The following is a 21,959-nucleotide window of genomic DNA, read 5'->3' on the forward strand; positions in this document are numbered from 1 at the left end:
CGGGCTGGGGGTGTGTCGTAGCCCACTGTTGTCGGAATCCCGGGGCGAGGGCAAGGGTCCGACCGCATGGTGCGGCGGCGTCCGCCCGGACTTCCCACCAAGTAACTGCAACCCGTAGTATCAGGAACAGCCGGACGCGACCGGATCCCCTCGATCAGCGCCGTCGTCCGCACCGCCCGCAGACACCGTCGTCGAAGGAGAACCACGTGCCCGAGGCCGTCATCGTCGCCGCCGCCCGCTCACCGATCGGGCGCGCCCGCAAGGGGTCGCTGCAGGACGTCCGCCCGGACGAGCTCGCATCCCAGATGGTCCGAGCGGCCCTCGACCAGGTACCGGACCTGGACCCGACGACCATCGACGACCTGCAGCTGGGCTGCGCCATCCCGGAGGGCTACCAGGGCGGCAATCTCGCCCGCGTGGTCGCCACCCGGCTCGGACTGGATGCCGTGCCCGGTGCGACGGTGAGCCGTTTCTGCGCCTCCTCGATCGAGACCACCCGCACCGCCTTCCACGCCATCCGCGCCGGGGAGGCGCGCGCCGTGATCTCCGCAGGCGTCGAATCGCTGTCCTTCGGCACCGGCAAGCTGGTCGAGGACGACGTGCGCGATCCGATGTTCCAGCCCGCCTCGGAGCGCACCGAGAAGCGAGCCGCCCGCGAGATCCCCGCCCCGTGGCACGACCCGCGGGAGGACGGAGAGCTGCCGGACCCCTACATCCTCATGGGCCAGACCGCCGAGAACGTCGCCGAGCTGCGCGGCATCTCCCGCCAGGCCCAGGACGAGTACGGTGTCCGCTCCCAGCAGCGCGCCGAGGCCGCCATCGCCTCCGGCTTCTTCGCCCGCGACATCACCCCGGTCACGCTGCCCGACGGCAGCACGGTCGAGGCCGACGACTCCCCGCGCCCCGGCACCACGCTCGAGAAGGTCGCCGGCCTCGACCCGGTGTTCCGGCCCGGCGGCACCGTCACCGCCGGCAACTGCTGCCCGCTCTCCGACGGCGCCGCCGCGCTGGTGGTGATGTCCGGGGACTACGCCCGCGAGCTCGGACTGACCCCGCTGGCCCGGATCGTGGCCACGGGCGTCTCGGGCCTCAGTCCCGAGATCATGGGCCTGGGACCGGTGGACTCCACACGCCGCGCCCTCGCCCACGCCGGGATGAGCATCGGCGACATCGACCTGGTCGAGCTGAACGAGGCCTTCGCCGCGCAGGTCATCCCGTCGGCCGAGGACCTCGGGATCGACCACGACAGACTCAATGTCCACGGCGGCGCGATCGCCCTGGGCCACCCCTGGGGCTCCACCGGGGCGCGCATGACCACGACCCTGCTGAACGGTCTGCGCGAGCGCGACGGACAGTTCGGCCTGGCCACCCTGTGCGTCGGCGGCGGCCAGGGAATGGCCCTCATCATCGAGAGGATGTCCTGATGACCAGCAACTCCACGCCCGATCCCGGACCGATGCCGGACCCGGGGCCCGGTCCGAACCCCGACCCCGTCCCGGCGCCGCTCCCGCCACCGGGCACGGACCCGTCCCCGTGGGACGCACGACCCCCGGCCGGCCGCCCCATCTCCCTCGGCGGCGACCTCGGCGCCGAGGCCGATCAGCCGACCTCCGACTCCGTCGCCACCGGCCGCGCCGTGATCTCCGCGCCCGATGCCGACGCGGCCGAACCCGCCGAGCTGCTGCCCCTCCAGGCCGATCACTTCGGCCTGTTCCAGGACGTGGCAGGGGAGGACCTCGAGGCGTGGCGCACCGCGCGCTCTCTCGCCGCCGACGTGCTGCCGCGGATCAACGACTGGTGGGACCGCGGCGAGTACCCCGTCGAGCTGATCGGCCGCCTCGGCGAGCTCGACCTGCTGACCGACGGCCTTGATGTCCCCGGCCACCGGAAGCTCTCCCCGCTCGCCACCGGCCTGGTCAACATGGAGCTCTCCCGCATCGACGGCTCGCTGGGCACCATGGTCGGCGTCCAGGGCGGGCTCGCGCTGCGCTCGATCGTGCTGCTCGGGTCCGACGAGCAGAAGCAGCGCTGGGTCGAACCGATCGTCACCGGTCGCGAGTACGCCGGCTTCGCCCTGACCGAGCCCGACCACGGCTCCGACTCCGTCTCGCTGGAGACCGTGGCACGACGGGACGGCGACCAATGGGTGCTCACCGGCGAGAAGCGCTGGATCGGCAACGGTGCCGGTGGCCACCTCACCGTGGTGTGGGCACGCGTCGACGACCCGGCCGACGAGGCACTCCACGGCCAGGTCAGCGGCTTCCTCGTCGAGCAGCACCTGCCCGGCTACGAGGCCGAGGTGATCCGCGGCAAGGTCGCCCTGCGCGCCATCCACCAGGCCCACATCACCCTCGACGGGGTACGCGTGCCGCTGGAGGCGCGCCTGCCCGGTGCGCGCTCGTTCAAGGACACCTCGACGGTGCTGTTCGCGACCCGCGCCGGCGTGGCCTGGGGCGCGCTCGGGCACGCGACCGCCTGCTACGAGTCCGCCCTCGAACATGCGCGCACCCGCATCCAGTTCGGGCGCCCGCTCGCGAAGTCCCAGCACATCCAGGTGCGCCTGTCGACCATGCTGGCGACGCTGACGTCGATGCAGCTGTACTGCACCCGGCTGGCTGACCTCGAATCCGCCGGAGCCGTGCGCCCCGAGCAGGCATCGCTGGCCAAGGTGCACAACACCCGTGCCGCCCGGGAGATCGCCGCGGATGCCCGGGACCTCCTCGGCGGCTCCGGGATCCTGCTGGAGAACCGCGTGGCGAGGCACAAGGCCGACATCGAAGCACTGCACACCTACGAGGGCACCGACACCATGCAGTCCCTCATCGTCGGCCGGAGCGTGACGGGGACCAGCGCGTTCGTGTGAGGCCAGGACGCCCTAGCCCGGGCCATCCGTGACGCGGTCGCTCTGCACGCTCACATCGCTCACATCCCCGGCCGAGCCCGCCGACCTCACACCCCCGGCCGCGAGTCCTCGTCCCAGCCCGTCTGCGGTCTCTCGCAGGTCTCGCGAAAGACGAACTGGGAGGGCAGCTTCCGCTCCCGGCTGGACCAGTCGATCGTCGGCCGGTGCTGCCTCTCGGGCAGGTAGCCGAGCCGGTAGACGGCCATCAGTTCGAGATCATCGGGTACCCGCAGCATCTCCACGATCCGCTGCCAGTTCTCCGGCACCTCCATGGGGAAGGAGACGAATTGAATGCCCATGCCCAGCTGCGTCGTGGTCAGCCACAGGTTCTCCATCGCCGCGCCCATGCTGAAGACCGAGTAGAAGCCCGAGAGCTGCTCGGGACGGTACTCCTGGCGCTCCAGCATCACACCCACCAGCAGCGGTGATCCGGCCACCAGCTTCCGGTTGTCCTCGCCCAGCTTCTGCGGAACCCGCAGGCGGTTCATCAGCTTCTGGCCCGAATCGGTGAAGACCTGCCCGGTGAACGGCCGCAGCAGCGCGGGCAGACGGTCGAACAGCATCCCGCTGCGGGTCTGGTCCATCTCCTTCTGGCTGAACCGGAAGTACCTGCGATAGCGGTGGAAGAACGTGCCCTCGCTCATCACCTGCGTCATGCTCTCCCCGCTGATCCGGGCCACCTCAGCGATCGTGCCAGGGTCCTCGATCAGCACGAACCGCCACGGCTGGCTGTTGAACTGGGAGGGCGCGGCCGCGGCGGCTCGGATCAGCAGCTGCTGGTGCTCGGGGCTGACGGGGTCCGGGCGCAGCGGGCCGTTGGTGGTGCGGCGGGAGAAGACGGCGTCGAGGAATTCCATGGTCACCTCCGGGCCAGGGCGAGAGCGATGACGTAGCCGGGCGCTGCGAGCATAGCCGTGCGGGTATGCCGGGCCAGCGGCCGGGACCCGTGCCGCTGCAGCAGCACCAGGGGTGCCGCCGTCGCCGCCAGGGGGAGCGCCGACGCCTCGCGCCGGATGCCGGAGAGCGCGAGCGCGACCCCGGTGCTGGTCGCGGTGGCGATGAACAGGCCGTGGTGGATCCACCGGGCGTTCGAGGTGTCGACCAGCCGGGACGCCACCGACAGGCCGAGGGCGACATTGGCCGCATAGCACCCGGCCGCGAGGGCCACGGCGATGCCGGCCACGGAGTCGCAGCCCACGGCGGGACGAGGGGAACGAATGGACCGCATATCTCCGGAGTATCGCCCTCCTCGACGCCGGATGCCATGTCGCACCGGATCGATCGGTCCGGGGGCACGTGCCCATCCCTTGTGGGCGACACGGAGGCGGGCGGCCCGAAGGCACGACTCGTGCGGGCCGGAGCGAGAATGCTCTTGCGTTCGGGGTGAACAGCCGTTTACGCTGACAGCGCCACGGTGAACAGCTGTTCACGCCACAGGATGGACCGGAAGGGATCGCGATGCTGCCGAGGGCGGATCCCGTCGTCCGTGCCGCGATCGAGCGGTTCGCCCACGACGGCTTCGGCGCCACGCTGCGCACGATCGCCGCGGACGCTGGCGTCAGCGCCGCCCTGCTCATGAAGCGCTTCGGATCCAAGGACGGACTGCGCGAGGCCTGCGACGAATTCGTCCTGGAGTGGATCCGGGAGGTGAAGACGGAGAACATCCGCGCCACCCGGCGCGGCACTCTGATGTCAGCCCTTCCCGCTCAGGAGGACCAGGCCGTCCTGATCGGATACATGATGCACTCGCTGCTGGACGGCGGGGACTTCGGCCGGATCTTCGTCGACCACATGATCGAGGACGCCGAGTCCTATGTCGCCGAGGCGGTGGCCGACGGGGTCGCCAAGCCCAGCCGCGACGAGCGCGCCCGCGCCCGCTTCATGGTCCAGGCCGGTCTCGGCTCGCTGCTGGTCTCCATGCTCCTGGCCGATCCGGCCGAACGCCACGACCTCGCCGGCATGCTGCGGCGGCTCCAGGTCGAGACCGCGCTGCCGAGCCTCGAGCTGTACACCGACGGGTTCTTCACCTCCGGGACCGTGCTGCAGGAGTACCTGCTCTACCTCTCCGACCCGCCGTCCGGCACGGAGGCGTCCGCCGAGGACGCCACGTCGCCGGACCCGCCGGATCCGGCCTGATCATCCGAGACCGCAGAGGACTCATGCCATGAACCCCATCGACATCCAGAACCTGACCAAGAAATTCGGCTCCTTCACCGCGCTGGACGGCCTCGACCTCAGCGTCGGCGAGGGCGAGGTGCGCGGCTTCCTCGGCCCCAACGGCGCCGGCAAGTCGACCACCATCCGCGTGCTGCTGGGGCTGCTGCGGGCCGACGCCGGCAGCGTCCGCCTGTTCGGCGGCGACCCCTGGGCCGACGCCGTCGCCCTCCACCGCCGCCTCGCCTACGTCCCCGGTGACGTCGCGCTGTGGCCCAACCTCACCGGCGGCGAGGCGATCGACTACCTCTCCCGCCTGCGGGGAAAGCCCGACCCCCGCCGCCGAGCCGATCTCCTCGAGCGCTTCGAGCTCGACCCCCGCAAGAAGGCCCGCACCTACTCCAAGGGCAACCGGCAGAAGGTCGCGCTGGTGGCCGCCTTCGCCAGCGACGCCGAGCTGCTCATCCTCGACGAGCCGACGGCGGGACTGGACCCGCTGATGGAAGCGGTCTTCACCGAGGAGGTGCGCGAGCTCAAGGCCCAGGGGCGGGCAGTGCTGCTGAGCAGTCACATCCTCAGCGAGGTCGAGAAGCTCTGCGACACCGTCACCATCATCCGTGCCGGCAAGGCCGTCGAATCCGGCACCCTCGAGGACCTGCGCCACCTCACCCGCACCCGCGTCACCGCTGTCATCCGCGGGCAGGCCGAGGCGGTCACCGGCCTCGACGGTGTCCATGATCCCGAGACGGTCGCCGTCAAGGACGGCACTCGCCTGACGGCCGACGTCGACGACACGTCGATCGCCGCCGTGCTGGACGCGCTGACCTCTCAGCAGGTGGCCTCCCTGACCGCGACGCCGCCCTCGCTCGAGGACCTGTTCATGCGCCACTACGGCGACGACCTCGCCGAGAGCGGGATCGCGCCCGAGAGCGAGCCGGTCCGATGACCACGTCCACCGCACCCACGCACCGGGCCCCCGCTCCGGACGATCGGAGCCGGGGCGGATCCCCGCTGACCGGCACCCTGGCCATCACCCGTCACATCCTGCGCCGCGACCGGGTGCGGATGAGCGTGTGGGTGCTGTCGATGGCAGCCTTCATCGCCTACTTCTCGGTGGCGCTGAGCTCGATCTTCGACGACTCCGCACTCGCCGCCCGCGCCGAGGTGATGCGCACGCCCTCGGGCATCGTGATGGGCGGACCCGGCTACGGCCTGGACGACTACGCCCCGATGGTCGCCGTCGCCAACGAGGGCACCACCTGGACCGTGCTGGCGCTGTCGATCATGGCGATCCTCCACGTCGTCCGTCATACCCGCGCCGAGGAGGAGAGCGCCCGCGCCGAGCTGGTGCGCGCCAGCGCCGTCGGCCCCCTGGCGCCCGTCGCCGCGGCGCTGCTGACCCTGGTCCTGCACCTCATGGTCATCGCCGCGGTCGGAGCGCTGGCGTCCCTGGCCGGGGAGGACCCCTCCCTCGTCGACGGCCTCGGGATGATGAGCGGCAGTGCGCTGTCCGCCCTGGTGTTCGGGGCCGTGGCGCTGGTGACCTGCCAGATCACCGCCTCGGCCCGCGGTGCGACCGGGCTCGGCCTGGCGGTGTTCGCCGTGGCCTTCGTGATCCGTGCCGCCGGCGACATGATCGAGCTGGAGGGCTCCGCGCTGTCGTGGTTCTCCCCGGTGGCCTGGGCCCAGCAGATGCGGGCCTTCGTCGACCTGCGCTGGTGGCCGGCGCTGCTGTCGATCGCCGCGACCGCGGTGCTGCTGGTTCTGGCCGCGTCCCTCGCCCGACGCCGGGACTTCGGCCAGGGGCTCACGGCCGACCGCGCCGGGCGAGCGCACGCACTGGCGAGCCTGAGCACGCCGATCGCGATGGCCTGGCGTCAGCAGCGCGCGACCCTGCTGTGGTGCGGGCTGGGCATGGCCCTGATGTGGTTCGCCACCGGCACCATGCTGAGCACGATGAACGACCTCGCCTCCGAGCTCGTCGCGGACAATCCCGCTCTGGGGGCGCTGTTCGGCACGGACCCCGCCGACTTCACGGAGTCCTTCCTCGCCGTGATGCTGCTGTTCGTGGCCCTGTGCGTGGTGGCCGTCGCGATCGTGACCACCCACCAGTACTGCCGGAGCGAGGAGACCGCCGGGCGGCTCGAGATCGTCCTGGCCGGGCCCGTCTCCCGGTGGCGCTGGCTCGGAGCGCAGTTGCTGGTCTCCGGCATCGGTGCGGCCGCACTGTTCGCGCTGTCCGTGGTGGCGATGTGGATCGGGGCGATCCTCGTGGGGATCGACGAACCGGAGCTTCCCGCCTATCTCGCGGCCTTCGCCTCCTACGCCCCACCGATCGTGCTGTTCGCAGCGCTGTCCGCGGCGCTGTACGCGTGGGTGCCGCGGGCGGCCGGCCTGACCTGGCTGCTGCTGGCCTTCGTACTGGTCGCCCAGATGTTCGGCGCCATCTTCGATTTCCCCGACGCCCTGCTCGGCATCTCCCCGTTCCACTGGGTCTCGGAACCGTTCGTGGAGGACTTCGAGGCCGGGGGAGCGCTCGCGGTGACCGCGGTCGTGGCCATCCTCTACCTGCTCGCCCTGGTCGGCTTCCGCCGCCGCGAGGTGCAGTCGGGATCCTGAGCCGGTTCCCGCCGGTCCGGACCCTCAGGGTGTGCGGGCGGCGCCGAAGGTGAGCCGGCGACGCAGGGCGAAGCCGAGCCTCTCGTAGGCGGCGATCGCGCCGGTGTTGGCGGCCGCCGCGTGGAGGAAGGCCCGCCTGCCCCGCTGCTGGATGTGGAAGGCGACATCGAGCACGAGACGGGAGGCGAGGCCCTGGCGCCGGTGGGCGGGGTCGACCGCGACGGCGCTGATCTCGGTCCATCCCTCGGGCTGCAGCCGCTCGCCGGCCATCGCGATCAGCTCGCCGTCGCGACGGATCCCCACGTAGCGACCGAGCTCAGGGGTGCGGGGCAGGAAGGGGCCGGGCTCGGTGCGTTGGACCAGGGCGAGCATCTCGGACGCGTCCTCGGGACCGAGCTCGACAGCCTCCTGGTCCGGTCGGGCGGCGAGACGGTCGGTCTCGGTCAGCTGCACGCCGTCGATGCTGAACACGGGAGACCACCCCGTCGGCAGCAGCGGGTCGGCGTGGGAGATGCTGACGACGGCGTCATGGCCGAACACCTCCAGGAGCGCGTCCCACACGTCCGGGTGCTCCCAGTCCTTCACGCCGACGAAGGGGGAGACGTCGTCGGGGTACTTCCTGACCAGGTCGTTGCCGATCGCCAGGTGCGCGTGACGCCCGGTGAGGGAGGACCACACGGGATTGTCCAGCACGGCGTCCGCCGCGCCGTCGTGGTCCGCCGCAGGGGCGCTCCAGTCTGTTCCGGTGGCACCGCCGCGACCCCCGTGTCGACCGTCACTGCGATCCTCACCGGCGAGGGGGACGTCCTGCGCCCGGGCCCGTGGCCGGTCCGCGGCGATGTGCATCGGCTCGGCGGCGGAGTCGTCCTCCAGGGTCATGCGTGCTCCTCGTTCGACCGGCGCGGCGGATCCGGCCTGCTCCTCGCGAGCGAGGACGGGCCCGGATCAACGCTACTCCGATGCGTTGAGCAGCCCCGGCGCCACGAGGGGCGCTGTGAGGTACCCGTCCTCAGCGTCGGCGATCGTCGGCGCCGTCAGGGGATTCGTGGGTCGTGACCTCGGGGTACGTCGCGACCGGGCCGGCCTTTCGCGGCGACGCCGGCCGGCGCGCAGCCTCCTCGTCCTCGAGACGGACGACGGCGTAGAACATGCCGCCGAACACCACCGCCAGGATCGCGATGGCGGACGACGGGGTGCTCGCCGGCAGCGTCACGAAGAGCGCCAGGGGCGCGACGGCGAGGCAGGCGCCGAGCACTGCGCGCGGACCGTGAAAGGTCCTGGTCGGTCGGGGTCCGTGGTGCTTGGCATGAACGCGCCCCACGAGGACGCACCGGCCGCCAGCATCAGGATGCCCAGTCCCTGAGCCGCCCCGACGATGTCGCCGGCACCACCCCAGAAGCCGAAGAGGCCGGCGCCGGCCATCACGCTCGCGAGCAGATCGATGGTCCAGGGCGCACGGCGGATCGGAGCGACCCTGCGGCCCCTGTCGACCTGGGACGACGGCGCGTCGGCGGCACGCGTCTCGCTCGTCGGCATGTCGACCTCCCGCCGAATCCGTGCTCCGGTGCTGTGGCTCCACCGTAGGCGCGGTGCGGATCCGTGTCACGGGCCGGCTCCGCCCGGCCGGCCGTCCCGGGCCGCTCCCATCCGCGCGCCGTACTCTGGCGCCGGCGGCTTCTGATGCCGCGAGCGTCGAGATCACCGAGGAGAGTCATCGTGCCCGTCGTGGACCGCGAGTTCGTCACCGCCCTGCCCAAGGCCGAGCTGCACCTGCACATCGAGGGCACCCTCGAACCGGAGCTGAAGCTCGAACTGGCCCGGCGCAACGGGGTCGACATCGAGCAGGACACGGTCGAGGACGTCCGTGCCACCTACGACTTCACCGATCTGACCAGCTTCCTGGCCGTGTACTACCCGGCGATGGAGGTGCTGGTGACCGAGCAGGACTTCCACGACCTCGCCCTCGCCTACCTCGAGCGCGCCGCCGCCGACGGGGTGGTGCGGGCGGAGATCTTCTTCGATCCCCAGGCCCACACCAGCCGCGGCGTCCCGTTCTCCATCGTCGTCGACGGGCTGTGGTCGGCCGTGCAGGAGGCGCCGTCGCTGGGTGTCGACGCCGCCCTGATCATGTGCTTCCTGCGCGACATGAGCGCCGAATCCGCCCGCGAGACGCTCGAGGCCTCCCTGCCCTACCGTGACCGCATCGTCGGCGTGGGCCTGGACTCCGACGAGCGCGGCAACCCGCCCGAGAAGTTCGCCGCGGTCTTCGCCGCCGCGAAGGAGGCGGGTTACCGGCTGACGATGCACTGCGACGTCGATCAGGACGACGCGATCGGCCACATCGCCACCGTCATGGACGAGATCGGCGTCGAGCGCATCGACCACGGTTCGAACATCCTCGAGGACCCGGCCCTGGTCGCGGAGGCGAAGCAGCGCGGCATCGGCTTCACCTGCTGCCCGTTGTCGAACTCCTTCGTCACCGAGCAGATGAAGGGAGCCGAGATCACGGAGCTGCTCCGCAGCGGGCTGAAGGTCTCCATCGCCTCCGACGACCCCTCGTACTTCGGGGGGTACGTCGCCGACAACATCCTCGCGCTCGCCGAGGCGCAGCAGCTCACGCGCGAAGAGGTCGTGACCCTGGCGCGCAACTCCCTCGAGATCAGCTGGGCCGGGGACGAGGCGACGCAGGGATGGCTGCGTCGCCTCGACGAGGTCGCCGCACAGGGCTGAGCGCGGGGGAGCCGACCGCACCCTGGGGGCGCGCCGGCCGGCAACCGGCCCCGAGCGGTCCCGGGGCCGGTCCGCGGGAGCCGAGTCCGCGCGAGATCTGCGCAGCCCGTCAGGCCACCAGGTCGTCGATCTGGTTGATCGCCGAGCGCGAGCCCTCCTCGACGCCCATGTCGAGCACCGTCTGGAGCTCGTCGCGGGAGTTGTACGTGGTCACGTAGATTGCGCGCGTCTTCCCGTCGTGCTCGTTCAGCGTGGTGGTGGACTCGGCGGCCGGGAGGCTCTCGTTCGGCGAGAAATCCTCGTTCGCGAAGCCGTCGCGGTAGGTGAACGAGTTCGGCTCATCGACCGTGAGCACCTCCCAGTACCCGTAGAACCGATCCCCGTCGGGGCCGGTCATGTAATACGTGACCCGGCCGCCGGGGGAGAGGTCGTGGTCGACGACGGTGGCGGGGTAGCCCTCGGGCCCCCAGACCTTCTCGAGCTGGCGCGGATCGGCGTAGATGTCCCAGATCCGCCGGACCGGCGCGGCGAACTCCGCCGTGATCGTGAGTGTCATGGCCTCGAGGTCGTGGCTGATGTCGGTGACAGGCATGGTCATTCCTTCCGGTGGGGCGGGTGTGCCGGCTGACGGGGAAGGGAAGCCGACCGGCGGGGCGCATGGTCATGCTGGTGAGCCGCAGCTTCCGGCGGGCGTGGTGGCGAGTCCGGCCGGCTGGGGAATGCAGCCGGGTCGTCCTCGGCCGCGGAGTCGAGCAGCTCGTCGATGCGGGCGATGTGCTCCCGGCGGGCGGCCTCCAGGTCGGCAAGGAGCCGCGCGGCCGAGCGCACGCTGTCGGCGTCACCGCGAGCGAGGGTCTCCCGGCCGCTGCGACGCCGTGTGATGAGCCCGGCCCGCTCGAGCACGACGACGTGCTTCTGCACCGCCGTCAGGCTCATGGGGTAGTTCCGGGCCAGGGCCGAGACCGACTGCTCGCCGTCGAGCACCCGCCGCAGGATGTCCCGGCGGGTGCGGTCCGACAGCGCGTGGAACCACGCATCGGCGTGGTCGTCGTCGATCTGATGCACACCGTAAACGTACAACCGTGTGGTTGTATGATTCAAGGGGTCGCCGGTTCTTTTCGGGGGAGCGCTGTTCCGGCGACCGCGCGGTTCCGGTTGCCGGGCGGTGGGGAGAACTACCCATGGCCGGTCGGGCCCCCGGCTCGTACGCTCGCAGCAGCACAGGGGCTCCGGCCACCGAAGCACAGGGGTTCGGGGCACCGAACCCGCCCTCTGCTCGAGGAGCACACCGATGGCGACATTGACCGCGACCGTCGATCGAGCGGCCCACTGGGCGGCCGAGACCACCACCCCGGCGCGGGACTGGAACCCGGTCTACCGTGCACTGGTCCCCGGCCCGGCTCCGACCGGCGAGCCGGCACCCACCGACGGCTTCGACGAGCTCGTCCGGCACCAGTTCACGGCCCGGGCTCTCCTGGTCGTGGCGGTGACGCACGAGGAATCGACCCGTCGGGCACGGGTCGCGCTCGACCCGGCCGGCGCCACCGTGGAGGCCTCCGTCGACGGCGGCGCCTCCCAGTGGTCGACGGTCCCGATCGACCAGGTGCCTCGCTTGATCACCGAACTGCTCGACGCCGCCGGCGTCGACCCGGAAGCCCCTCGGCTCACCGTCGAACGGACCGAGCACGCGCTGCGGCCCACCCCCGCACAGATCGGACTCCTCCGAGCCGCACTGGCGCGCGGCGAGTCCCCGCAGGACGCCGTCGCCTCCGTGCCCGACCTGGATGACCGGCTGCGCGACGCCCTCACCACCAGCGGCCCGCGCGTATCGGTCTCCCTTACCCTGCACGACCCTGGTGGCCGCGTCACCGAAGCGCCGGTGTCCTGGTCCCGGCTCTGGGTGCGCGGCGACCGCGACCTCTACCGCATGGACGCCGCCGAGACCTCGACCGGCGCTATCCATCCCGTGGCCCCGGGAGATGTGCTGGGCACAGTGCTCCCGGTGCTCGAGGAAGGCCTGCGGTTCGAGGCCGCGTGCGCGGCGCGAGGAGGCGCGCGATGACCGCGTTCTACGGCATGGACACCGAACAGGTCCGCTCCCATGCCGACCGGCTGCGCCACGTCTCCGGCGACGTGCAAGGATTGCGGGAGCGGCTGGACGCCGTCATCCGGAGCACGGCCTGGGAAGGGCCCGACGCCGAGGACTTCCGCGGTCGATGGGACGATCTGGCCGCCACCCACCTCTCCACCCTGTGCGACGACCTGACCACCCTGGGGGACCGGGCGCTCGGGGAGGCCGACGAGCAGGACGTGGTCTCCGATCGCGACGGCCCCGAATCCGGCCCGGCCGAGACTCCCGGGTCGATCCCGGACGCCGTGGCGGCGGACATGGTCCATGGGTATCTGGAGGACGACAGCTCCTGGCTCCCGGACTGGCTCGAGGGCCCCGCCGAAGGGGCGCTGTCCGATGTCGCAAGGCTCGCCTCCGACGCGATCGGCTGGGGCGTCGACGGCGGGATAGACCTCCTGGAGACGGGGCTCGGCGGGCTCGGCGTGAACACCGACGGGATCGCGCAGTTCCAGCGGGATGCGAACCACGCCGGCGGGATCCTCGAGGACTGGGCAACCGGCGAGCGGGTTCCGACCTACGCCGAACTGGTCTCGGCGGGCCTGGTCACCACGGGCTCTGCCGGTGTGGGTGTGTACGAGGCCGTCACCGGGAACGACACGGCATTTCTCGATGACCGCCCGGGCGGCATCGTGGAAGGTGTCGAGACGAGCACGGAACCGGTGGCGAGTCCGCAGGATCTGGGCGACCTGGTGATCGGGAACGACGCTCTGAGGATGTCCCATGACGGCGGCGCCCTCGAGTCCGGTCAGATCGGCATCCAGGAGGTCCGCAGCGCTGATGGTGGCGATCCCTCGTACATCGTGCAGGTCCCGCCGACGGAGGGGGCCGGGCTCGGCGAGGTGCCGGAAGCATATGGGGGCCAGGGGAACTCTCGGGACTGGGGGTCGAATCTGCGCTTGGTCGCCGGCCAGCATCCGGCGGCGATGGACGACGTCCGTGCGGCGATGGAGGAGGCCGGGGTCCCGGACGGGTCGAACGTCATGTTCGTCGGGCATTCCCAGGGAGGGATCGTGGCCTCCCATCTGGCAGCCGATCCCCCTTTCAACAGCTCCTCCGGCGAGTCCGGGACATACAACGTGACCCATAGCTTCTCGGTGGGTTCGCCTGTCCAGACGGTCGTGCCGGCCCAGGGGTCGACCGAGGTGGTCAATGTGGCGCACGGGCCGGTGGGTCTGGATCCGCACGGCGTCGGCGAGGTGCCGGTCGCTGTCGGCGGTCCTATCGGTCAGCCGGTCGAGGTGCCCGTTCCCACGGACGTGCAGTACACCGGTGACCCGATCGCGCAATCCGATCTGCAGGGGGCCCAAGTCGGTGACGGCAGCCTGCAGGCACCGAATGTGCACGAGGTCGTTCTCGAGGGCTGCCCCGGGCGTGTGAGCGATGGCACCGAACCCTTATTCGGCAATCATGACTCCTACGACCCGAACGATCCTGCGTACGGCTACTACGGAAGTGTGCAGGCCGCCACGGGTGCGGACCCGGTGCTCTCAGGGCTGCAGGAAGACATCTCGGGCTCGTACATCGGTGACGGCACCTACGTCGCCGAGTCTCATGTGGTCACCGTCGGGCGCGGCGAGCACTGATTCGGGAGGGGTCGGCAGAACAGTCTCGCTCCGTGTCGCCCTGGGGCGCACGGTCTGGTTCATGGAGCCGGCAACGGCCCGGAGTCCAGACGATCTCGCCGGGACTTTCGGGGCGCTGCGCGTCATCACCGCTGTCAGGCGAGGCCGTATCGTTCGTACAGCAGCTCGATGCGCACTCGCGAGTCCGGTACCAGCTCGTGGTCCAGGTTGAAGACCGTGATCTCTTCGCCACCGTCCCGACCGGTGAACGACGAGACGTCCAAGTGGTCGTACCCGTTCTCCCGAGCAGCCACGCGGGCGATCGCGCCCACTGCCTCATCGAAGACATCGACCGGTCCACCCGTTCCCGGGGATATGTGCACCGTCCCCGAGAGACCGACGCCGAACTCGGCACCGCGACGAATCTCGAGTTCGACGGAATCGACATCGGGGATCTCCGAGATGGCGGCGATGAGCTGGTCAGTGACGCCGTCGTCCGTCGGGCCGCAGGCAGCCAGCAGCAGCGCTGGCAGGCCCGTGATGGACCCCAGCACAGTTCGTCGACTCACCACGTTCCCCCACCTCTCCACACGGGTCGAGTTCCAGCATGCCATGTGCTCCGGTCGTGCCCGCCCCTCAGCGGTGCCCGATCCCACCGACCACGGAAGGCCTGACCACGGAAGGCACGAGAGCGGCGTGCGGTCCTTCCGTCAGTAGCGTTCAGCGAGCGTTTCCACTGAGATCCTGCCGTCAGGGTCCAACGACGGGTCGAGATCAGCCACGGACCCCTCATCCGTGCCGTTCGAACCGGTGAAGGGCCGCAGGTCCAGAGTCGAATACCCCCCGTCGGCCACCGCTACCTCGACCACGACCTCCATCACACAGCGCTTTCGACGGCGGAGCGCCGGCTGCGCGCCGCAGGCAGCAGCGCTCGGTGCGCCTCGTCTGCTCACCACGGTCACACCTCTTTCGATGCCTCGCGCTTCGTCATGCCACCTGAGCACACCGGGAGTGTCGCGGGCCCGAGGCGCCTATGCTCGAGTCATGGCACAGCAGTGGCCGCCTCCGACCGGCGCGGACCGGGACCCCTCCCCGGTCCCGTCCGATACGGAACCACTCGCCGACGACGAACCGCTCGGGCTGCCGGACTACGGCGCCGACGGCCACCCCTCAGGTCCCGAGAGGCTCAGCGCCTTCGGGGACGGCGGGCCGCCCGGGGCGGCTCTCGGGGACTCGGCCCGCGGAGAACCAGCTCTCCGCGGCCCGGACAGCCGGGACCCATCCCACCGCGGCCCTGCCCGCCGGGAGGGCGGCATCCCGCCCTGGGCGATCGTCGCGATCGTGGCCCTGCAGGTGGTCGGCATGCTCGCCGCCGTCGGCCTGGTCGTCGGCGGCGCCGTGCGGCTGCTCGACACCGGGGAGCCGGCACCTGCCCAGCCTCCCGCGGCCACCCCGTCGGAGCAGGAGACCGATCAGGAGCGAGAGCCCGGCGAGGTCACCGACTCGGCAGGCCGGCCCGTGACCGACGGGACCGGCGGCTTCGACGACCCGGCGACCGTCGGCGAGCACACCGTCTCCTGGGGCACGTGGTCCGACGGCACCATCAGCGTCACCCCGACGGACGTGGACACCGAGGCCACCCTGCCCGGGGCGGCCGGTGAGGACGTCGTCGAGGACGGTTTCCGCATGGTCATGGTGACCTTCGAGGTCCGCTACGACGGGCCGGGCCGGCTCGCCCCCGTCGAGGAGCTGTGGCTGACCGGCGAATCCGAGCGCTCCTACTACCAGGATGCCGCCGAAGGACTGGTCCCGGACCCGATGGAGGCGATCGAGCCGCTCGGCGACGGGGAGAGCGCGACCTTCCGCAGCATCTACATCCTGCCCGAGCCGGAAGTCGCAGGGTTCCGGCTCGGCGTCGAGACGTTCAACGGGGAAGTGCTCTACTTCGACGGCGCGTGAGATCGACGGTGGCTCTCCGCGGCGGGGCCTCGCCGCCGGGGCGCGCGGTGGACACCCGCCGACGCGCTGAGGCATGATCTATCTGAAACCGGCGGTATCAGGCAACTGGGCGGAGCCCGCCGGCACTCGACGAAGAGATCGCGAAAGGCCACTGATGAGCAGCTACACCGAGCACGTCACCCGAGTCCTGACCGCAGATCGCGAGCACCCCGGGCTCGGCACCGTGGCCGTGCTGACCTTCGCGCCCCCGGAGGGTGAGGACAAGCGGCCCGCGACCCTCGGTCCGCGCTCGCTCGACGCCGTCACCGGCGCGATCTCCACCGCCCTGGACCGCGCCGAGGCCGGCGAGATCCAGGCGATCGCCCTGACCGGCTCCGGACGCGTGTTCCTCGCCGGCGCCGATCTCTCGATGTTCTCCGACCCCGACGTGCTCGAGAGCGTCGAGACCATGACGAGGGCCGCGCATGCGCTCCAGATCCGCGTGCGCTCCAGCCCCGTCCCGATCCTCGCCCACCTCAACGGGGCCGCCCTCGGAGGCGGCCTCGAGGTGGCGCTGATGGCCGACGTGCGCACCGTCGCCCCGGGCGTCACCGGCATCGGCCTGCCCGAGACCAGCCTGGGCATCCTGCCCGGCTGGGGCGGCACCACCCTCCTGCAGTCCGTCGTCGGCCCCGAGACCGCCGCCCGGATGATCCTCGAGGACCCCGCCCGCGACAAGCAGCTCGGCACCGACCAGGCCCTCGAGACCGGACTGGCCGACGAGCTCGCCGCGGACTTGGACGAAGCGCTCGACGAGTTCGCCGCCCTGGTCGCCGCGCACATCGACGTCGATGAGGCCGACACCGACATCGTCGACCCCGCGGTGGCCGAGGCCGCCGTGGAGACCCGGCTGGCCGCGGAGACGACCATCCCGGGTGCCTGGGCCGGTCGCGCCGTCCCGCTTCCCGCCGAGGGCAGCCCCGAGGCCGAGGCACTGCGCGACGCACTCGATGCCCCGCACGGCGCGGCCGAGACCCGTCGCACCTGGGCGGCGCGGCTGGAGATGCAGGGAGCCCCCGCCGTCGCCCGCGCCCTCGAACTGCTCCAGCAGCTGCCCGGCTCCGACCTGCCCGCCGCCCTGGACCGCGAGGCCGCCGCCCTGGGTGAGCTGGCCCGCAGCGACGCCGCCGCGGCCTCCATGTACGCCGCCGAGCTGCTGCGCCGCGGCAAGCCCGGCCGCGCCCCGGTCGACGACGCCCGCGAGATCCGCCGCGTCGGCGTGGCCGGTGCCGGACTGATGGCCTCCCAGATCGCCGCGCAGCTCGCCCTCGGGCTCCAGGTCCCCGTCGTCATGCGCGATCTCGACCAGAGCATCGCGGAGAAGGGCCTGGCGGCTGCCCGCGATGTCGTGGCCCAGGCCGCCGCCCGGGGGAAGCTCGACGAGGACACCGCCACCCGGGTGGCCGGTGGGCTGACGGCCACGACCGATCTGGCCGAGCTCGAAGGCTGCGACCTCGTGCTGGAAGCCGTCCCCGAGGTGCTGGGGGTCAAGAAGTCCGTCTTCGCCGAGCTGGAGAGCGTGCTCGCCCCCGACGCCCTGCTGGCCACCAACACCTCCTCGCTGTCCGTCGCGCGGATGGCCGAGGATCTCGAGCACCCCGAGCGCGTGGTGGGCCTGCACTTCTTCAACCCGGTCGCCAAGATGCCGCTGGTCGAGGTGGTCCACACCGAGGCCACCGACGACGCTGCTCTGGCGACCGGACAGGAGGTGGTGCGCCGCCTGCGGAAGTTCGCTGTGCGCAGCGCCGACGCACCCGGCTTCATCGTCAATCGGCTGCTGTTCCGCGTGCTGGGCGCGGTGCTCGCCTCCCTCGACGCCGGCGCCGATCCCCAGGAGGTCGACGCCTCCCTGGATCCGCTCGGCCTGCCGATGCGTCCCCTCGAGCTGCTGGACCTGGTGGGCCTGGCCGTCGCCGACCACGTCGGCGCGGTGCTGGCCGACGAGCTCGGCGCCCGTTTCCACGCCTCCCCGGGGCTGACCGCCATGGCCGAGCGGGGTGCCCGCTTCACCGAGCGCAGCAGGACTGCCGTCCACCCGCCGGTCTCGCCGTCGGTCGCGGAGGTCTTCGCCGCCGACGGCGGGGGAGCCGGCGCGGCGCAGGCCCCCGTCGGCGACGCCCTGCTCGAGAAGGTCCAGGACGGCCTGGCCGAGGAGATCGCCCTGATGCTCGAGGCCGGAGTGGTCCAGCGACCCGAGCAGGTCGACCTGGCACTGATCCTCGGAGCCGGTTTCCCGCGCCATCGCGGCGGCATCACGCCGTACCTCGACGTCAGCGGTGCGTCCCGGCGTGCCGTGGGTCGGACTTTCCACGGGGAGCTGTTCACAGGGCGGCTCTGAATCGGCCGCCGTCGAGCTTCTGCGGGACTGCTTTCTCTCGCCCGTTCGTAACCGGATAGCGATGTCGAAGGCATCGCTCCCGGTCGGCACGCCCCGTACTATGTGACGGTCAGGCCCAGGGGTCGGACCGCACAGACGTACCGGGAGAGAGGGGATGGCGCTGTCTACGCGCCGGAAAAGATATGTCGCAGCCACCGCAGAACGGATGGGGTCAGCCCCCCTCCAGTGATTCCCACGGGCAGCCTTCTCCGGACGGTGGGTACGGGGATTACGGTCAGCCGTCCCCGAACGGCGGCTTCGGCCAGGAGCAGCCGAGCGATTACGGCCAGCCGCCGCAGGCCGACTACGGTCAGGCCTCCGCGGATGCCCCCTACGGTCAGGCGTCGCCGAACGCCGGCTACGGGCAGGACGCCTCCTTCGCGCCGTCCTTCGGCGGCGACTCGGGTGAGGGCTTCACCCCGCAGGGCGGCGAGAAGAAGTCCGGGGGCGCGAAGGTCCCGATCATCATCTGCGCCGGCTGCGCGGTCCTCGCGCTCCTGCTCGTCATCGTCGGCGGCGGCATCTTCCTGTTCACCCGCGACGGTGGCGACGAGGACACAAGCGGCGGGGGCGAGACGACTCAGGAGGAGACCACCGAGGAGGAGACCTCTGAGGAGGCGGCCACCGAGGAGGAGCCGACCGAGGAGGAGACCACCGAGGAGGAGACCTCGGCGGAGGAGACCACTGAGGAGGAGTCCCAGGGCGGATCCTCCGGGGGAGCCGCGACGAAGGATGATCCGGCTGCACTCGGTGAGACCGTGACCATCGACGATGGTGACGGCGGCACCATCGACGTCACCCTCGGCGAGCCGAACTGGGACGCCACCGACGAGGTCCTGGAGGCCAACTCGTACAACGAGGAGCCCGCCGAGGGCGAGACCTACATCCTGGTGCCTATCACGGCGACGTACCACGGCGATGACAGCCTCGAGCCGGGCTTCTCGATCCTGGTCGAGTACGTCTCCGATGCCGGGAACAGCTACTCGCTCACCAGCGCCGTGGCGCCCAAGGACAGCCTCGACGTGGGCACGCTCTACGACGGCGGCACCGGCGAATGGGAAGTGCCGCTGCTGGTGCCGGAGGACCAGGTCGAGGGCGGCGCGTTCACCGTCAGCAGCCTGCTCGACTTCAGCGGCGACCCCGCCTGGATCTCAGCCACCTGATCTGATCCCGCGCGGACCACGAGGGCCCGCCTGCTCCCGGAGAACCGGTGAGGAGGCGGGCCGTCGTCGTGCGGTCGGTCCCGGCCACCCCGGCGAGAGGATCACGAGGCACGAGGACGACAGCGCGCCGGGACGGCACCTTCGAGGTGTACACGCCGTGGACCGAAGGGGCCGGCTCGATCTGGGTCGCGGCCGGATGAGCCGACCTCGGCGCCGTCAGCGGCGGTGCCGTGCCCAGGCCTCCAGGCGCTCCAGGGACTGCTCGATCGTGGCGTGGCTCTTGCAGAAGGCGAAGCGCAGATACGAGCTCGCCTCCCCGGCCGCGCCGTCGCGGTAGAAGGCCGACAGCGGGATCGCGACCACGCCGGCCTCCTCGGGCAGCCGCTCGCACAGAGCCATGGCGTCGGCTTCGCCCAGCGGCGCGGCGTCGGCCGCGGTGAAGTAGCCCGCCTCGGGCACGCTGACCCGGAAACCGATCGAGCGCAGGCCCTGGGTCAGCAGGTCGCGGCGAGCACGCAGACTGTCGGCGAGATCCTGGAAGGCAGAGGTCGGCATGCCCAATCCTGCCGCCACGGCCGGCTGGAACGGCGCCCCGGAGGCGTAGGTCAGCCACTGCTTGACCCCGGTGATGGCCGTGACCAGCTCGGGCCGGGCGGTGATCCAGCCGATCTTCCAGCCCGTGACCGAGAACGTCTTGCCCGCCGAGGAGATCGAGACCGTGCGATCCTGCGCACCGGGCAGGGTGGCGATCGGCAGGTGGGCCGGGCCGAAGGTGAGGTGCTCGTAGACCTCGTCGGTCACGATGATCGCGTCGTGCCGGGCGGCCTCCTCGGCGATCGCCTGCAGCGCTCCGACCCACAGCATCACGCCGGTGGGGTTGTGCGGGGTGTTCACCAGTACCACGCGGGTGCGGTCGGAGAAGGCCGCACGCAGAGCGACCTCGTCGACCTCCAGCACCAGGTCGCCGGAGGCGTCGGCGCGGGAGGTCAGCGGGACCGTGCGATGCACACCGCCCGCGAGCGCGATCAGCGCCGCGTACTGGTCGTAGAACGGCTCCAGCGTCACGACCTCGTCGCCCGGCTCCACCAGGGCCAGGATGGTCGCGGCCAGCGCCTCGGTGGCGCCCGTGGTCACCAGCACCTCGCTGCCGGCGTCCCAGTGCAGCCCGTACCACTGCGACTGGTGCTCGGCGATCGCCTCGCGCAGCGCGGCCTCGCCGATGCCCGGAGGGTACTGGTTGTGGCCGGCACGGATCGCGCTCACCGCGGCGTCGGCCACCACGGCGGGAGGATCGTCGTCGGGGAAGCCCTGGCCGAGGTTCAGCGCGCCGAGCTCGGTGGCCTTCGCGGACATGCGGGCGAACACGGTGGGGCGGGCCTCGCCGCCGGCGAGCAGGCCGGCAGCGGCGGCGGCGCGGGTCCAGGGGCCGGTGGTGTCCATGGCCACGAGTCTGTCAGAGACGGACCGGGATCGCCGGGGCAGTCCGGCTGAGTCGGTGTGCCGGGGTGCGCCGGCGTGTGACGGGACAGGGCGCCGGGCGGGGCCGGGCGCCGGGCGGGGCCGGGCGCCGGGCGGGGCCGGGCGCCGCGCGGGGCGCCGCGCCGCAGGCCGGCCGGCCGCGTCACGGCCCGTCGGCCGTCTCAGCGCCGCGGGAAGACGAAGCGCCCGTAGGTGACGTACCGGAACGACGTCGAGATGACCTGGCCGATGATCGTGCCGGAGATGTTGTCCGCCAGCACCGAGTCCAGGCCCAGCACATACCGCGAGAAGCCCAGGCAGGACAGCTGCAGACCGGCCGCGATCAGGTTGATCAGGAGGAACAGCAGTATCGAGCGGGCGGTGTCCGGGCGGGGACGGTCCCCGAAGGTCCACAGCCGGTTGCCCAGGTAGGTCAGGCAGGAGGCGACCGCGATCGTGAGCAGCTTCGCCGTCAGGGGGTGGCCGTGCATGATCCCGTGGCCCCAGCCGGCGGAGGGCTCCCAGAACACCAGCAGGTTGTACATCGCCGCGTCCAGCAGGAAGACGATGCCGCCGACGAGCAGGAACCGTATCGACGACCCCAGATGGTCGGTGGCGAGATCACGGGCCCGCTCGCGCAGGGGCCTCCTCGGTGCCGACGGGGACGTCGCGCGGGCACGGCGCGCGGCGGAACGGGCCGGCACGGATTCCAGGGAACCTGCCCACTCGAGCGACGACGTCGTACACCCGAGATCTGCGGCATCGCCGGATCGCGTGGGATCCGCGGTGTCCGTCGACGGTTGGGGTCTCAGCACGCACGGCACTGTACCCGAGGCGATAGGCTTGCGGCCCGGCCTGCGACGGG

At 71.5% G+C, this 21,959-nt stretch carries 21 protein-coding genes; 11 read left to right on the top strand and 10 right to left on the bottom strand.

All coding sequences use genetic code 11. The annotated features are described in order from the left end of the window. The first annotated feature begins 206 nt into the window (after positions 1 to 206). Together ACFQRJ_RS15770 and ACFQRJ_RS15775 are read left to right on the top strand one after the other, a co-directional pair. Positions 207 to 1,424 carry an acetyl-CoA C-acetyltransferase gene (locus ACFQRJ_RS15770; protein WP_377020171.1) on the top strand — a complete coding sequence of 406 codons (1,218 nt, stop codon included), beginning with the start codon at positions 207 to 209 and terminating at the stop codon, positions 1,422 to 1,424. Further along, positions 1,424 to 2,863 carry an acyl-CoA dehydrogenase family protein gene (locus ACFQRJ_RS15775; RefSeq protein ID WP_377020172.1) on the top strand — a complete coding sequence of 480 codons (1,440 nt, stop codon included), beginning with the start codon at positions 1,424 to 1,426 and terminating at the stop codon, positions 2,861 to 2,863. Before ACFQRJ_RS15770 ends, ACFQRJ_RS15775 begins: the two co-directional genes overlap by 1 nt. 86 nt (positions 2,864 to 2,949) lie before the next feature. On the opposite strand, the gene ACFQRJ_RS15780 is transcribed toward ACFQRJ_RS15775, so the two are convergent. Beyond that, positions 2,950 to 3,759 (bottom strand): nitroreductase family protein, encoded by an 810-nt coding sequence (locus ACFQRJ_RS15780; protein WP_377020173.1) that lies wholly within the window; start codon positions 3,757 to 3,759, stop codon positions 2,950 to 2,952. Between the two features lie 2 nt (positions 3,760 to 3,761). After that, the gene (locus tag ACFQRJ_RS15785) at positions 3,762 to 4,130 is read right to left on the bottom strand and encodes a hypothetical protein (RefSeq protein WP_377020174.1); all 369 of its coding nucleotides are present in this window, start codon (positions 4,128 to 4,130) and stop codon (positions 3,762 to 3,764) included. Positions 4,131 to 4,360: 230 nt separating this feature from the next. On the opposite strand from ACFQRJ_RS15785, the gene ACFQRJ_RS15790 reads away from it, so the two are divergent. From ACFQRJ_RS15790 to ACFQRJ_RS15800, 3 genes are read left to right on the top strand one after another with little or no spacing between them, the layout of a single operon-like run. Next, a complete protein-coding gene (locus ACFQRJ_RS15790) occupies positions 4,361 to 5,038 on the top strand; it encodes a TetR family transcriptional regulator (protein WP_377020175.1) in 678 nt (225 codons plus the stop codon). A gap of 28 nt (positions 5,039 to 5,066) precedes the next feature. Beyond that, complete coding sequence (locus ACFQRJ_RS15795) at positions 5,067 to 6,002, top strand: ATP-binding cassette domain-containing protein (RefSeq protein WP_377020176.1); 936 nt, start codon at positions 5,067 to 5,069, stop codon at positions 6,000 to 6,002. Further along, positions 5,999 to 7,675 (top strand): ABC transporter permease, encoded by a 1,677-nt coding sequence (locus ACFQRJ_RS15800; protein WP_377020177.1) that lies wholly within the window; start codon positions 5,999 to 6,001, stop codon positions 7,673 to 7,675. Before ACFQRJ_RS15795 ends, ACFQRJ_RS15800 begins: the two co-directional genes overlap by 4 nt. A 24-nt stretch (positions 7,676 to 7,699) precedes the next feature. Here ACFQRJ_RS15800 and ACFQRJ_RS15805 read toward each other — a convergent pair whose 3' ends face one another. The 3 genes from ACFQRJ_RS15805 to ACFQRJ_RS15815 all read right to left on the bottom strand — a co-directional run bounded on the left by ACFQRJ_RS15805 (position 7,700) and on the right by ACFQRJ_RS15815 (position 9,211). Beyond that, positions 7,700 to 8,554: a GNAT family N-acetyltransferase gene (locus tag ACFQRJ_RS15805; protein ID WP_377020178.1), complete on the bottom strand. Its 855-nt coding sequence runs from the start codon at positions 8,552 to 8,554 to the stop codon at positions 7,700 to 7,702. Positions 8,555 to 8,684: 130 nt separating this feature from the next. Further along, positions 8,685 to 8,888, bottom strand: a complete 204-nt coding sequence (locus ACFQRJ_RS15810) for a hypothetical protein (protein ID WP_377020179.1) — start codon at positions 8,886 to 8,888, stop codon at positions 8,685 to 8,687. After that, positions 8,885 to 9,211, bottom strand: a complete 327-nt coding sequence (locus tag ACFQRJ_RS15815; protein WP_377020180.1) for a hypothetical protein — start codon at positions 9,209 to 9,211, stop codon at positions 8,885 to 8,887. The genes ACFQRJ_RS15810 and ACFQRJ_RS15815 overlap by 4 nt, the downstream gene beginning before the upstream one ends. 180 nt (positions 9,212 to 9,391) lie before the next feature. Here ACFQRJ_RS15815 and add point away from each other — a divergent pair, with 180 nt between their 5' ends. Beyond that, positions 9,392 to 10,405: an adenosine deaminase gene (add, locus tag ACFQRJ_RS15820; RefSeq protein WP_377020181.1), complete on the top strand. Its 1,014-nt coding sequence runs from the start codon at positions 9,392 to 9,394 to the stop codon at positions 10,403 to 10,405. Between the two features lie 109 nt (positions 10,406 to 10,514). Here the strand turns inward: add and ACFQRJ_RS15825 are convergent, their stop codons facing one another. Both ACFQRJ_RS15825 and ACFQRJ_RS15830 read right to left on the bottom strand, forming a co-directional pair. Beyond that, positions 10,515 to 10,997 carry an SRPBCC domain-containing protein gene (locus ACFQRJ_RS15825; RefSeq protein ID WP_377020182.1) on the bottom strand — a complete coding sequence of 161 codons (483 nt, stop codon included), beginning with the start codon at positions 10,995 to 10,997 and terminating at the stop codon, positions 10,515 to 10,517. Between the two features lie 2 nt (positions 10,998 to 10,999). Continuing rightward, complete coding sequence (locus tag ACFQRJ_RS15830) at positions 11,000 to 11,470, bottom strand: ArsR/SmtB family transcription factor (protein ID WP_377020183.1); 471 nt, start codon at positions 11,468 to 11,470, stop codon at positions 11,000 to 11,002. Between the two features lie 226 nt (positions 11,471 to 11,696). Here ACFQRJ_RS15830 and ACFQRJ_RS15835 point away from each other — a divergent pair, with 226 nt between their 5' ends. Both ACFQRJ_RS15835 and ACFQRJ_RS15840 read left to right on the top strand, forming a co-directional pair. Continuing rightward, positions 11,697 to 12,467, top strand: a complete 771-nt coding sequence (locus ACFQRJ_RS15835) for a hypothetical protein (protein WP_377020184.1) — start codon at positions 11,697 to 11,699, stop codon at positions 12,465 to 12,467. Continuing rightward, entirely contained in the window at positions 12,464 to 14,119 is a 1,656-nt protein-coding gene (locus ACFQRJ_RS15840) for a WXG100 family type VII secretion target (protein ID WP_377020185.1), read from the top strand. Before ACFQRJ_RS15835 ends, ACFQRJ_RS15840 begins: the two co-directional genes overlap by 4 nt. Before the next feature lie 134 nt (positions 14,120 to 14,253). Here ACFQRJ_RS15840 and ACFQRJ_RS15845 read toward each other — a convergent pair whose 3' ends face one another. Next, the gene (locus ACFQRJ_RS15845) at positions 14,254 to 14,667 is read right to left on the bottom strand and encodes a hypothetical protein (RefSeq protein ID WP_377020186.1); all 414 of its coding nucleotides are present in this window, start codon (positions 14,665 to 14,667) and stop codon (positions 14,254 to 14,256) included. A gap of 475 nt (positions 14,668 to 15,142) precedes the next feature. On the opposite strand from ACFQRJ_RS15845, the gene ACFQRJ_RS15850 reads away from it, so the two are divergent. From ACFQRJ_RS15850 to ACFQRJ_RS15860, 3 genes are all read left to right on the top strand, one after another. After that, positions 15,143 to 16,057, top strand: a complete 915-nt coding sequence (locus tag ACFQRJ_RS15850) for a hypothetical protein (protein WP_377020187.1) — start codon at positions 15,143 to 15,145, stop codon at positions 16,055 to 16,057. A 154-nt stretch (positions 16,058 to 16,211) separates the two neighbouring features. Then, positions 16,212 to 18,434 carry a 3-hydroxyacyl-CoA dehydrogenase NAD-binding domain-containing protein gene (locus ACFQRJ_RS15855; RefSeq protein WP_377020188.1) on the top strand — a complete coding sequence of 741 codons (2,223 nt, stop codon included), beginning with the start codon at positions 16,212 to 16,214 and terminating at the stop codon, positions 18,432 to 18,434. A 182-nt stretch (positions 18,435 to 18,616) separates the two neighbouring features. Beyond that, complete coding sequence (locus tag ACFQRJ_RS15860) at positions 18,617 to 19,636, top strand: hypothetical protein (RefSeq protein WP_377020189.1); 1,020 nt, start codon at positions 18,617 to 18,619, stop codon at positions 19,634 to 19,636. A 216-nt stretch (positions 19,637 to 19,852) separates the two neighbouring features. On the opposite strand, the gene ACFQRJ_RS15865 is transcribed toward ACFQRJ_RS15860, so the two are convergent. Both ACFQRJ_RS15865 and ACFQRJ_RS15870 read right to left on the bottom strand, forming a co-directional pair. Then, positions 19,853 to 21,076 (bottom strand): aminotransferase class I/II-fold pyridoxal phosphate-dependent enzyme, encoded by a 1,224-nt coding sequence (locus ACFQRJ_RS15865; RefSeq protein WP_377020190.1) that lies wholly within the window; start codon positions 21,074 to 21,076, stop codon positions 19,853 to 19,855. Between the two features lie 200 nt (positions 21,077 to 21,276). Further along, positions 21,277 to 21,909, bottom strand: a complete 633-nt coding sequence (locus ACFQRJ_RS15870) for a GtrA family protein (RefSeq protein ID WP_377020191.1) — start codon at positions 21,907 to 21,909, stop codon at positions 21,277 to 21,279. Positions 21,910 to 21,959 lie beyond the last annotated feature (50 nt).

Source organism: Brachybacterium sp. GCM10030252 (assembly GCF_042666535.1).
Taxonomy (GTDB): Bacteria; Actinomycetota; Actinomycetes; order Actinomycetales; family Dermabacteraceae; genus Brachybacterium.

Excerpts from the sequence above, each read along its gene's own strand:
- ACFQRJ_RS15775 (WP_377020172.1), top strand. The coding sequence starts at position 1,424 with ATGACCAGCAACTCCACGCCCGATCCCGGACCGATGCCGGACCCGGGG.
- ACFQRJ_RS15780 (WP_377020173.1), bottom strand. The coding sequence starts at position 3,759 with ATGGAATTCCTCGACGCCGTCTTCTCCCGCCGCACCACCAACGGCCCG.
- ACFQRJ_RS15785 (WP_377020174.1), bottom strand. The coding sequence starts at position 4,130 with ATGCGGTCCATTCGTTCCCCTCGTCCCGCCGTGGGCTGCGACTCCGTG.
- ACFQRJ_RS15790 (WP_377020175.1), top strand. The coding sequence starts at position 4,361 with ATGCTGCCGAGGGCGGATCCCGTCGTCCGTGCCGCGATCGAGCGGTTC.
- ACFQRJ_RS15795 (WP_377020176.1), top strand. The coding sequence starts at position 5,067 with ATGAACCCCATCGACATCCAGAACCTGACCAAGAAATTCGGCTCCTTC.
- ACFQRJ_RS15800 (WP_377020177.1), top strand. The coding sequence starts at position 5,999 with ATGACCACGTCCACCGCACCCACGCACCGGGCCCCCGCTCCGGACGAT.
- ACFQRJ_RS15805 (WP_377020178.1), bottom strand. The coding sequence starts at position 8,554 with ATGACCCTGGAGGACGACTCCGCCGCCGAGCCGATGCACATCGCCGCG.
- ACFQRJ_RS15815 (WP_377020180.1), bottom strand. The coding sequence starts at position 9,211 with ATGCCGACGAGCGAGACGCGTGCCGCCGACGCGCCGTCGTCCCAGGTC.
- ACFQRJ_RS15825 (WP_377020182.1), bottom strand. The coding sequence starts at position 10,997 with ATGCCTGTCACCGACATCAGCCACGACCTCGAGGCCATGACACTCACG.
- ACFQRJ_RS15835 (WP_377020184.1), top strand. The coding sequence starts at position 11,697 with ATGGCGACATTGACCGCGACCGTCGATCGAGCGGCCCACTGGGCGGCC.
- ACFQRJ_RS15840 (WP_377020185.1), top strand. The coding sequence starts at position 12,464 with ATGACCGCGTTCTACGGCATGGACACCGAACAGGTCCGCTCCCATGCC.
- ACFQRJ_RS15850 (WP_377020187.1), top strand. The coding sequence starts at position 15,143 with ATGGCACAGCAGTGGCCGCCTCCGACCGGCGCGGACCGGGACCCCTCC.
- ACFQRJ_RS15855 (WP_377020188.1), top strand. The coding sequence starts at position 16,212 with ATGAGCAGCTACACCGAGCACGTCACCCGAGTCCTGACCGCAGATCGC.
- ACFQRJ_RS15860 (WP_377020189.1), top strand. The coding sequence starts at position 18,617 with ATGTCGCAGCCACCGCAGAACGGATGGGGTCAGCCCCCCTCCAGTGAT.
- ACFQRJ_RS15865 (WP_377020190.1), bottom strand. The coding sequence starts at position 21,076 with ATGGACACCACCGGCCCCTGGACCCGCGCCGCCGCCGCTGCCGGCCTG.